General features: G+C 61.7%; 7 protein-coding genes. All 7 read right to left on the bottom strand.

Features of this window, described 5'->3' with window-relative positions:
• Positions 1-66: 66 nt before the first annotated feature.
• On the bottom strand, positions 67-447 hold the full coding sequence (gene rplL, locus D2E23_RS07540) for a 50S ribosomal protein L7/L12 (RefSeq protein WP_093959709.1): 381 nt from the start codon (positions 445-447) through the stop codon (positions 67-69).
• A 122-nt stretch (positions 448-569) separates the two neighbouring features.
• Positions 570-1,091, bottom strand: coding sequence for a 50S ribosomal protein L10 (gene rplJ / locus D2E23_RS07535; protein WP_093959710.1), 522 nt, complete (start codon positions 1,089-1,091; stop codon positions 570-572).
• Positions 1,092-1,531: 440 nt separating this feature from the next.
• Positions 1,532-1,714: a type II toxin-antitoxin system antitoxin gene (locus tag D2E23_RS07530; protein WP_126030345.1), complete on the bottom strand. Its 183-nt coding sequence runs from the start codon at positions 1,712-1,714 to the stop codon at positions 1,532-1,534.
• A gap of 638 nt (positions 1,715-2,352) precedes the next feature.
• Complete coding sequence (locus D2E23_RS07525; RefSeq protein ID WP_214306352.1) at positions 2,353-3,483, bottom strand: SPFH domain-containing protein; 1,131 nt, start codon at positions 3,481-3,483, stop codon at positions 2,353-2,355.
• A 989-nt stretch (positions 3,484-4,472) separates the two neighbouring features.
• A complete protein-coding gene (gene uidA / locus D2E23_RS07520) occupies positions 4,473-6,299 on the bottom strand; it encodes a beta-glucuronidase (protein ID WP_126030344.1) in 1,827 nt (608 codons plus the stop codon).
• A gap of 174 nt (positions 6,300-6,473) precedes the next feature.
• Positions 6,474-7,913, bottom strand: coding sequence for an MFS transporter (locus D2E23_RS07515; RefSeq protein ID WP_126030343.1), 1,440 nt, complete (start codon positions 7,911-7,913; stop codon positions 6,474-6,476).
• A gap of 785 nt (positions 7,914-8,698) precedes the next feature.
• The gene (locus D2E23_RS07510) at positions 8,699-11,002 is read right to left on the bottom strand and encodes a glycoside hydrolase family 2 protein (protein WP_126030342.1); all 2,304 of its coding nucleotides are present in this window, start codon (positions 11,000-11,002) and stop codon (positions 8,699-8,701) included.
• Positions 11,003-11,549: the final 547 nt, after the last annotated feature.

Raw genomic sequence — 11,549 nt, 5'->3', positions numbered from 1 at the left:
CCGTGCATGAACACGGAACGGGGTTCCAACAAGCATATGTAATATGCGCGGCTCACGCCGCCATCATTACTTGAGCTCGACGGTGGCGCCAGCCTCTTCCAGCTGAGCCTTGGCCTTCTCGGCGTCTTCCTTCTTGGCACCCTCGAGAACGGCCTTCGGAGCGCCGTCCACGAGAGCCTTGGCCTCGGCCAGACCCAGGGAGGTCAGAGCGCGCACGGCCTTGATGACCTGGATCTTCTTGTCGCCAACGGCGGAGAGGATGACGTCGAACTCATCCTTCTCTTCCTCGGCCGGGGCAGCGCCCGGAGCGGCGGCAACGGCGACGGCGGCCGGAGCGGCAGCCTCGACGTCGAACTTCTCCTCGAAGGCCTTCACGAACTCGGAGAGCTCGACGAGGGTCATTTCACCGAAAGCTTCCAGGAGCTCTTCGTTGCTGAGCTTAGCCATTATGGCTTCCTTTCATTCAGCGGCGGTCGGTTTGTTAAGGTCTTGAAATCACCGACCAACCAAAATTTTTTTGTTTCTTTAAGCGGCGAGTCGCAGTCCTAGGGAACCTAGGAGAATGCGAATCAGGCGGCCTTCTCCTGCTTTTCGCGCAGAGCGTCCACGGTGCGCACCGCCTTGGTGGGCAGAGCGACGAACAGCTGAGCGGTCTTGGTCTGTACAGCCTTGAGGGAGTACGCGATCTTGGACAGGAGGACCGGGCGGGATTCGAGGTCGGCGAGCTTGGTAACGCCTTCGGCATCGTACACGGTGCCATCGGCGAAGCCGCCCTTGACGACGAGCTGCTTGTTGTCCTTGGCGAAATCACGCAGGACCTTGGCGGCCTCGACGTAGTCACCGGAGACGAAAGTCACAGCGGTCGGGCCCTTGAGGAGATCCTCGAGGCCTTCGATGCCGGCTTCCTTCGCAGCGATACGAGCAAGCGTGTTCTTCGCCACAGTGTAGGAAGTATCGCGGCCCAGCTTTTCGCGCAGATCGGAGATCTGCGGCACGCTCAGCCCGCGGTACTCAGTGAGGTACACGGCGTCGGCGTTACGGAACTGCTCCGTAAGCTGTGCGATGACCTCAGCCTTTTCGGGCCTTAACATGGCGTTCCTTCCTAATTCGGCCGTGAGTTGTTCCGGAAAGCCATGAGAGCAATAAAAAAGCCCCGCGCACAGGCGGAGCGAACAAGCATTGTGACGCATGCGTGCATCACGGCACCTTGAATCCAAGGCGTTGTTTCTCAACCTGCGCTGGCAATCTTCGGGAACCTTGCGGCTCCAACCAACGGTCTGTGGTTTACAAAACTTGGACTATACACCATGGGGATGGACGAGCGCAAGTTTGCGACACGCCCGGAGTGTTGCGGGGAGTTGGGGTGAAGTGAGCGAGGTTGGCGGCGGGGAGTTTGGTTAGAGGCGGGAGTCGGTGATTCTGCGGCTTGGCAGCTCTTGAATCCCTCCCTCAGTCGGGCGTTCGCCCGACAGCTCCCTCCCTCGGAGGGAGCACGTCAATGCACGGCCATGCCGGACGTTGCAGAGCGCAGCTAATGGCGGGAATTGGTGCGGGTCGGCGGGAGATCCTTGGGGAGTCGGCCGGCACGCTTGAGGGAGTCGCGGATGATGAACTCCATTTGGCCGTTCACCGAGCGCAGTTCGTCGGAGGCCCAGCGTTCCGCGGCGGCCCACAGCTCGGGATCCACCCTCAGCGGGTATTGCTTCTTCGCCAATGATGTCTCCTTTCCGAGATTGGAACCGGGGATACCGGGGATGAGAACGCACGGAAGGTGCGCGCACTCGTCGAGCATGGTCGCGGACGAGTCCGGACGGCATGACGGCGTCCGGCTGCGAACCGACAGACTCCGTGCGGACGAGCTCTATAGTTTAGCGCGGCCGGCGGAGCGGTTGGGCGCTTGCGGCGCTCGATGCCGGAACATGTTGGAATCGACGGGATGCGAGGGGTTTCGAGGTGCCAGCTCTCCTCAGTCTGCTACGCAGACAGCTCCCCTCAGGAAGGGAAGCCACTGCAATGGAACCGACAGGCACAACACCCGCGGCTCGGGTATGTTGAGGCTTGCCGACAAGTAAGAGATTCAGCACCCGTGGCTCCCCTCTTGGAGGGGAGCCGGCCGCCGTACGGCGGACTGAGGGGAGAATCCGACCATACGAGAATGAACCCACCACTCCCCTCAGTCGGCTTTGCCGGCAGCTCCCCTCGAGGAGGGAGCCGGAGTAGTGGAGGCTGCCCCCTCAGAGAGGAAAGCCACGAGTATTTGTCATAAGCCTCTACGTACCCAAACCCCATGGGCTCCCCTCGCTGAGGGGAGCCGGCCGCCGCATGGCGGGCTGAGGGGGAACCTGGGGAAGGTCAGTTGTAGAGGGTGCCGGCGTTGACCACGGGCTGGGGATCGCTGTCGCCGCAGAGCACCACCATGAGGTTCGAGACCATGGCGGCCTTGCGCTCCTCGTCGAGATCGACCACGCCATCACGTTCCAGTTCCTTGAGCGCCATGTCGACCATGCTCACCGCACCCTGCACGATCTTGGTGCGCGCGGCGATGATCGCCTCGGCCTGCTGACGGCGCAGCATCACCTGCGCGATCTCGGGCGCGTACGCCAAGTGGGTCAGTCGCGCGTCGTCGATGGCGATGCCGGCCGGAGCCAGACGTTCGGCAAGCTCCTCCTTCAGCGCTTCGGACACTTCCGAAATATTTGAGCGCAACGTGATCTCACCGGCGGCGGCATCATCGCTTTCCGCATTGTGATCGTAGGCATATCGACTGGCCACGTGACGCAGCGCGGTCTCGGACTGCGTGGTCACGAACTGATCGTATTGATCGACGTCGAACACGGCCTTGGCGGTGTCGACCACACGCCAGACGATCACGTTCGCGATCTCGATCGGATTGCCGTTGCGATCGTTGACCTTGAGCTTCGGGCCGTTGAGCGTACGGGCCCTCAACGAGATCTTGGCCGAAATCCCTGCGGGTGCATCGGCCTTGGTCTTGCCTTTACCGCCCTTGCCCGCCATTTCCTCGACGGATTCTCCGGCATCGGCGGGCCGCAGCGTACGCGAATAGAACGGGTTCGCCCAGTAGAAGCCAGTGCCGCGCACCGTGCCGCGGTATTCGCCGAACAGTACGAGCACACGCGCCTCGTTGGGCTGCAGCGTGAAGAATCCACTCATCGGAATGGTCATGGCGACCACCGCGACGATGCCGACGATCAGCAGCACGACACCGATGACAAACGGCACGTCGCCCTTCTCTGCGGAGCCCATCGTCGTCGAACCGGCGACGATGAACGCGATGGACACCACCCAACCGATCAGGGACCACGCGAGCGCCTTCCAGCCGTTTCCGGCCCTGCCCTCACGTTCCACGGTCGGGGTCGAGACCGAAGTCGCCACTCCCCCGCTCACGCGGTCGATGGCCTTGTCATTCTTGTTGGCTCCGTCCATGCCGACGCCACCTTTGTTGGCGTCGCCGTTCTTTCCCATTGCAACCACCCACTTTCCTATCGCGATCCGCGCCGATGCACGTCATCCCGGTCGACGAGCTTCGGCAAACCGGATCATCTGATACCAAAATGATATCACTTTGATATCGCACTCGGCAAGGGTGGGAGAAATTCGGGGCGCCAAATACCCGAAATCCGCAATTCACAGCGTCAAAAGGACGAAAATCGACGCGAAAACGGAGGTTTGGTGATGTAAAGAGCGGAAGTTTTCGCATAGTAAGACGTATTCGCGGGCAGATTTCGACATACGGACCATACGGACGCGACGACGTGGATGTGCCGACGTGGACGCGGCGCAAAAAGAAAGGACGACGATACCGGGACCTGGCCTCCAAGCTGGTCCACGGCATCGCCGTCCATTCACTGTTGCCCGCCCTGGCATTGCGGACAAAATCAGGGGAAGTAGATCGGAGAATGACGGGCATGGAAGGTGAACGCCGTTATTCGAACCGAACTACTTCGTATCGTAGGGAAGCCGCCGTCGCAAGAACAACGGCTTTCCATTATTTTCCAATTTTTAAAGAGGTGAGGGTGTGACCCCCTCACTACGCCGGTCAGCCCCTGGGAGGGAGCGCAACAACATCATCGGGTGAAAGCGCTGCACCTCATCAGTCAGCCTTCGGCTGCCAGCTTCCCCTTAAGGGGAAGCCAAGTCGTCCTTCCTTCATCCTTCCCCTTGCTGCCAGCTTCCCCTTAAGGGGAAGCCAGGTCATTCCTCCTTCATCCTTCCCCTTGAGGGGAAGGTGGCGGCGTCAGCCGACGGATGAGGTGGGAATAGGGCCGAAACCCTCCCTCAGTCCGGCTACGCCGGCCAGCTCCCTCCCGAGGAGGGAGCACGGAGAGATGAGGCCGCTGGCAGACGCCCTTGGGAGAGAGCGCGGAGAGATGGAGTCGCTGCGCGGCCTCTCCACATAGGGAGCACGAAGGGATGGCCCGAGGAGGGAGCATGCAGCGGGAAGGGCGCGGGCGTCAGGCCTTGTAGTCGGGGATGGCGGTCCAGCGGTCCTTGAGGAAGAACGCGGCCATCTTCGGCTGGCGGTCGCGGGTGAACAGGCCCTTCTTGTTGCCGTCCACGCGCATGATGCCCTCGGTGGTCTGGAAGTCGTTGAGGTTCCACGGCTGCTCGCCGACGATCCAGTCGTAGGAGTCGAAGATCTCGGCCCACATCTTCATGACCTCGACCTGGTACTCCTCGCTCCACATCACGCTCGGCAGCTTGTGGATGCCGGCCATGGTGTCGGCGCCGTACTCGGAGAACATGATCGGCTTGGTCGGCTCCAGCTCGTGCCACTTCTCGAGCTCGGCCTTCATCTCGATCGTGCCCTTGGAGATCGCGTAGCCGCCGTTGACGTACCAGCCGTGGTAGCGGTTGAGCATCAGGAAGTCGGCCACGTGATGGGTCTTGTCCACGCCGGCCGGGGACATCATGATCGAGGCATAGGTCTTCGGACGCTTCTGCGTATCGATCTCGGCCACCAGATCGAAGATGGACTCGAAGTACGGCACGGCCGCCTCGTTCGTGGTGTCGGGCTCGTTGAGCAGGCTCCACGCGCACACGGAGGCATGACGCTTGTCGCGGGCCACCATCTCCTCGAGGGTGCGGCGGTGAATGGCCAGGGTCTCGGTCTGCACCGACTCCTCCTCGAAGAAGGTCTTCGGCTTGTCGTTGCCGACGGCACCGGACGCGCCCAGGAAGTTCATCGTGGACTTGAACATGCCCACGGTCGGGGCCTCGTCGATCACGAAGAAGCCGTCGCGGTCGGCCTCGTACAGCTGCTCCTCGGCGTACGGGTAGTGAGAGGTGCGGAACGAGTTCGCGCCGATCCACTTCATGTCCTCGTAGTCGCGCTTGTTCATCACCGCGTCGAAGCCGCGGCCGTGCACGTTGGAGTCCTCGTGGCGGCCGAAGCCCTTGAGGTAGACCTCGCGGCCGTTGACCAGGATCTTGCAGTCCTTCACCTCGACCGTGCGGATGCCGATCTCGTCGAAGTACTCGTCGATGACAGTGTCGCCGTCCTTGATGCGTACGACGAACTTGTACAGGTAGGCGGCGCGCAGGTTCCACAGGTGCACGTCCTTGATGTCGAGCGTGCCCTGCTTGCCGTTGGCGAGGGCGACCTCGACGCCGTCCTCGTCGAGCACGACGACCTCGACGTCATGATCGCCGGAGGTGGCCACCGTGTAGTCGACGTGGGCGTCGGAGCCGTCGATGTGGTGCACGACGTCCAGATCCTCGATGCGCTCGTTCGGCGTGTACAGCAGGTTCACGTTGCGCTGCAGACCGGAGTAGTTGTAGAAGTCGAAGTACGGTGCGCTGACGAGCGTGCCGTCGGGCAGACGATAGGTCTCGCCGACCGGCAGGGTCTGCCAGCTCAGTTCGTTGTTGAGCTTGACGGCCACGATGTTGTAGTCGTTCCACTTGACGGCGTCGTTGATGTGCGCGACGAACGGCAGGAATCCGCCCTCGTGATGCGCGACCTCGGTGCCGTTGACGTACACGGTGGCGGCGTGGGTGGCGGAGTCGAAGCGGATGTCGACGCTGCCGTCCTTCCACTCGCCCGGCACGAACAGGGTGGTGACGTACCAGAAGTCGCCGGTGTACTCACGGGAGTACTTGTCGGTGAACACGTCGGCGAAGCTTGCCGGAACCGGCATGTCGGTCGGGTTCGGCAGACCCTTGGTCCAGCCCTCGGCCACGCCCTTGGATTCGGGGTCGAACTGGAAGTCCCAAGAGCCGTTCATGCTCTGCATGCGGCGGGTGGCGGTGACGCGGGGGTAGAGGGATTCAAAAGGCATCGTTGTCTTCTTTCGGTTGGGGTGAGTGGATGGATGGACAGATTTGGATAGGTGCGCGGGTATGGAAGCCCTCCCTCAGTCACGCGTTCGCGTGACAGCTCCCTCCCCTGGAGGGAGCACGTAAAGCGAGGGGTAATGGGAAGGGCTCCCGTGGTGGGAGCCCTTCGAGGATTATCAGGCTTCGGCCTTGGCCTCACGCTTGGCCTTGAGGGCCGCGGCGTTGGAATCCACGCGCTTCTTGTTCAGCGGGTAGATGAAGATGAGGATCAGGAGCATGACGCCGAAGAAGATGGCGGGCAGCAGGGTGACGTACATGTACAGGCCATCCAGCGTCTCCTGGGACTGCACCACCGCAGCGCCTTCCTTGTAGCCGATCCAGCCGAGGGCGGCACCGGAGAACCAACCGGCGAACGCCTGACCGAGCTTGCGGGCGAAAGAGTACACGGAGTAGCAGGTGGCGTCCTCACGAACACCCTTGTGCACTTCGATGTCGTCGATGACCTCGGTAATCATGGCCCAGATCACGATGTTGAACAGGCCGATGCCCAGGAAGGTCAGGATGTACAGGGCCGAGAACAGCACGGCGTTGGTGGTGTGGATGACGTACAGGATGAACATGCAGGCGCAGCCGATGATCGAACCGGTGACACCCATGACCTTGTGTCCGACCTTCTTGGCCAGCGGCTGAGCGAACGGCGCGATGGCGAAGGTGAGCACGCTGCAGATCAGGTTCACGGTGGACAGCAGGGCGGAGCTCTTGAAGTAGTCGGTGAAGAGGTAGTTCGCCATCTGCTGCATGAACAGCATGGCCATCAGCAGAGCGATGGCGGCGCCGATGATGCCGGCCATAGCGCGGGACGAGAAGGCGCTGGAGAGCATGTGACCGATGGACTTGCGCTCCTCGGCGGCGCTGGCGCCGGAGTGATCCTCGGCCTTGACGCGCTCGGTGGACATCTTGTAGCAGATGAAGTAGCAGAGGAAGGAACCGACGGCGAAGATCAGGGAGACCCACATGAAGATGTGCGTGCCCTCACCGCCACGGATGATCTGGTTGCCGGCTTCGTCCTTGGTGTAGATGATGAGCGGGGCGACCACACCGATGATCAGCGAGGCGCAGGTGGCGCCCACGGTACGGAAGGTGGAGAGGCTGGTGCGGTGCTCGGGCTCGGGCGAGATCACGGAGGCCATGGAACCGTAGGGGATGTTCACGCAGGAGTAGAGGATGCCCCAGACGATGTACGTGACGTACATGTATGCGATCTTGACGCCCATCGAGGAGTTGATGGCGAAGGTCTGGTACATCAGGAACGAGAAGATGGTGACCGGAGCGGCCATGCGCATCATGATGACGCGGTACTTGCCGTTCGGGTGGGTCTTGGCCTTGTCGACCACCACGCCCACGGTGACGTCGGCGAAGGCGTCGATGATTCGTGCGATCAGGAACAGGGTACCGACCACAGCGCCGGAGATGCCCATCACCTTGGTGTAGAACACCATGAGGAACGAGCTGGCGAAAATGAACATGAAGTCATTTCCCCAGTCGCCGAACATGTAGCCGACTTTATCCTTCATGCCGAACGGCTTGACCGCCTTGGCATTGCTTGCAGCACTCATTGCTTTCATTCCCTCCCTTGGGCATGACAGAGCCAGATTTTTTCGGAGACCAAACATCCACGCTTCCTCGTGCGGATGCGCTTTTTCACTTGCCAGGTTTCAAAGCGGTAGTCGAACACGCACGGCCCTGTTTGTGCGTGACGTGGGTATGTTGCTGTTACTTCTCTTTGCAGCGTGGATGAATGTTGTTCATATCGCCTCGCTGCGTGGTTCCCACTTTATACGGGGAAACATGGCGACGAAAATGTTTCCACGAGTTTCCGCGGGAGGTGGGGATGGGGTGAGTGGGAGGTTTTCGGGGCGTTGGATCCCTCCCTCAGTCCGGCTTTGCCGGACAGCTCCCTCCCATGGAGGGAGCACGATGGGATCAGGCGAAAGTGATGCACCTCATCCGTCGGCTGCGCCGACGCCTTCCCCTCAAGGGGAAGGAAGAAGGAGGGACGACCCGGCTTCCCCTTGAGGGGAAGAATGGCCGGCCTTGCCGGGCTTCCCCTTGAAGAGAAGGATGACGAAGGGCGGACGGCTTTGCTCGGCTTCCCCTTGAGGGGAAGCTGGCAGCCGAAGGCTGACTGATGAGGCGGGAATGGAACCGGAAAGGATGCGAGCCCTCCCTCAGTCCGGCGTAGCCGGACAGCTCCCTCCCTCGGAGGGAGCACGATGGGATCGAAGGAGAGTATGAAAACGCCCCGAAGCGTGGGGAAGGGAACACGCTTCGGGGCTCTGGATATAGCGGCATCGCACAAGGCGATACGAATGCACAGGGTCCTGTCGGACCGGGCTGGAAGCTACTTCTTGATCTGCTGGAGCTGCTTGTTGAGGTAGGCGAGCTTCTGGTCCAGATCCTCGGCCTTGCCGGACATGCTGCGCAGCTGGTCGAACATCTCGACGAGGCTCTTGTTGCCAAGCACGCCGAGCATGCTGGCCTTGATCCTCATGTTCGCGATGCTGGACGCGGCGTTGGTCACCGTGGCGGAGGCCTCGGGGTTGTCGAGGATCACGCTGACGGTGTCGTGCACCGAGTAGCAGGACTCGTCGTACGGGGCGTCGACGGCCAGACCGTCGTCGGCGGAGACATCGTCGAACCAGTTCATGACGATGTTGCCGCCCTCCGGATCGACGAACTTGTACGGCTCGTACGGTTCGGCGACCTTCTGCCAGGTGGCGGAGTCCTCGGCGATGCCGGCACGGGCGGTCACATGCGTGTAGCCCTCGGCGAGCGGCACGTCCTTGAACACGAAGATGTGCGGATCGTCCTGCGCGGAGGCGGCCAGCGTGGCGAACGGCTTGCCGTCCACGGACAGCGCCACCTCGGGCTGGTTGGAGTAGACCTTGACGTCGATCGTGTCGGCGGCGCGGCGGGCGTAGCGCTTGGAGCAGATGTGCACCATCGGCTCGGCCGACCAGTACGCCTGGTAGATGAAGAAGGAGTCCTTCTTGATCTTGCGGTCGATGGTCACCAGACCCTTGTTGTTGCGGCCTTCGACGCCGCCCTCCTTGCGGGCGTCGCAGCCGAAGTCGAACATGTTCCACACGTGGGTGCCCCACAGCCACGGACGCTCGTCGATGATGCGGGCCATGTGCTCGTGGTAGAGCGCCTGGTACTCCTCGGAGTAGTCGCCGCACTGCGGATCGTCGGTGTGGTAGCTGATGATGCCTTCGCAGCCGTACTCGGACAGGCCGAAGGAGCGGTCCGGGTGCATGGCGTGGAAGTCGTCGAGCCAGGCCTCGTTGTCCTCGAGGTGACCGCCGTACCAGCCGAAGTAGTGGTTGTAGCTGAGGATGTCGGTGATCTGGTTGTGCTCGGAGTCCTTGGGGGTGTTGGACACCTGCGCCATGGTGGTGACGCGGGTCTGGTCGAGCGAGTGGGCCAGATCGTTGAGTTCCTTGAGGTTCTGCACGAGCTGCGGGCTGTCGCCGCCGATGAGGATCTCGTTGGAGATGCCCCACATGAGGATCGACGCGTGGTTGAAGTTCTGGATCACGAGCTCGGTCATCTGGCTCAGGCAGTCCTGATGCGCGGCCGGATCGTCGTTCATCTTGGAGATGAACGGGATCTCAGCCCAGATCACGAAGCCAAGCTGGTCGCACAGATCATAGAAGTCTCGGGACTGCTGGTAGTGGGCCAGACGGATGGTGTTGGCGCCCAGTTCCTTGATCAGGTAGGCGTCCTCGACGTGATCCTCGAGGCTCAGCGCATTGCCCTTGCCGAGGCGGTCCTGGTGGCGGGAGACGCCGCGCAGCGGGGTGAGCTTGCCGTTGAGGAAGAAGCCTTCCTGCGGGTCGAAGCGGAATTCGCGCACGCCGTGCAGGAACGAAACCTCGTCGAGCACTTCGTTGTGACGAATGATCGTGGCGACGACCTCGTACAGGTACGGGTCCTCCACGCCCTGCCACAGGTGGGCGTCGGGAATGACGATTTCGGTGCGGACCTTGCCGCCGTCAACGTCGGCCGGCTGGGCGGCGGACGCCACCTCGTTGCCGTCGTCGTCGAAGATCTGGAAGTTGACCACGTCGCCCTCGGCGGCATCGGTCACCCACGCACGGGCGTCGAGCACCGCGGCGCCGTCCTTGATCGTGGAGGAGACAGTCACACCGGGGCCGGCATGGTAGTCGAGATCGAAGTGGGTCGGGTTGACGTACAGCACCTCGACCGGACGATACAGACCACCGTAGAAGGTGAAGTCGGCCATCTGCGGGTAGACGTCGGAACGCTCCTCATTGCTCACCTTCACAGCCAGCACGTTCTCGCCCGGCATGAGCGCAGTAGTGATATCGGCGCGGAACGTGGAGTAGCCGCCGACGTGCTCGGTGACCTTGCAGCCGTTGACGTAGACTTCGGCCACGTTCGCCGCGCCCTGGAACTCCAGGTACACGCGGGTCTCGGGGGCATGGGGCTTGAGGGTCAGCTGACGCACGTACCAGCAGGCGCCGCGGTAGTAGTCGGATCCGCCGTCCTGACCGTCGAACGCGTTCCAGGTGTGGGGAACCTCAACGGCCTCCCATTCGGGACCCGGAGCGTAGGCGGGAACGCCGTCGACGGCCTCCTTAGTGAAGAGCCATCCATCGTGAAGGGTTTCGGAAAAACGCATGTGTGCCATCCTTTTGTTCCGGGTCGGCGTGCGATCGATGCGCGCGGACCATACTGAGGTGAGTTCGGTTGAGTGTGTGCTTGGTCGAGGTTGAAGGAGCGGTACCGGTACCTCGTTGTCGGTTCCGTTCCAGTGATTCTCACTTTATGCGAGAAAAACGGGGGTGGATTTTCTTTCCATAGTTTTCCACAGGGGTGAGGAATTGGCTGTGCCGATGCGTATCTTGCGTTCGCTGATGCGAATCACCTCATCCGTCGGCTGCGCCGACACCTTCCCCTCAAGGGGAAGGATGGAGAAGGACGAGCGGCCTTACCGAGTTTCCCGTTGAGAGAAAGGATGAAAAGATGGACACCTTGTCGGGCTTACCGCTGAGAGGAAGGAAAAAGGAGGGACGAGCGGGCTTCCCCTTGAGGGGAAGCTGGCAGCCGAAGGCTGACTGATGAGGTGGGAATAGGACCTGAAAGGATGCGTGCCCTCCCTCAGTCCGGCGTAGCCGGCCAGCTCCCTCCCTCGGAGGGAGCACGAGGGAATCAAGCAGAAGCGTTGC

Source organism: Bifidobacterium callimiconis, assembly GCF_003952005.1.
In the GTDB taxonomy this organism is placed as follows: Bacteria; Actinomycetota; Actinomycetes; order Actinomycetales; family Bifidobacteriaceae; genus Galliscardovia; species Galliscardovia callimiconis.
Note: the sequence above shows the minus strand (reverse complement) of the source record. Positions and strands in the feature narration are given on the sequence as shown.

Bases quoted from the DNA above. Each gene is read 5' to 3' on its own strand.
- rplL (WP_093959709.1), bottom strand. From the start codon at position 447: ATGGCTAAGCTCAGCAACGAAGAGCTCCTGGAAGCTTTCGGTGAAATG.
- rplJ (WP_093959710.1), bottom strand. From the start codon at position 1,091: ATGTTAAGGCCCGAAAAGGCTGAGGTCATCGCACAGCTTACGGAGCAG.
- D2E23_RS07525 (WP_214306352.1), bottom strand. From the start codon at position 3,483: ATGGGAAAGAACGGCGACGCCAACAAAGGTGGCGTCGGCATGGACGGA.
- uidA (WP_126030344.1), bottom strand. From the start codon at position 6,299: ATGCCTTTTGAATCCCTCTACCCCCGCGTCACCGCCACCCGCCGCATG.
- D2E23_RS07515 (WP_126030343.1), bottom strand. From the start codon at position 7,913: ATGAGTGCTGCAAGCAATGCCAAGGCGGTCAAGCCGTTCGGCATGAAG.
- D2E23_RS07510 (WP_126030342.1), bottom strand. From the start codon at position 11,002: ATGCGTTTTTCCGAAACCCTTCACGATGGATGGCTCTTCACTAAGGAG.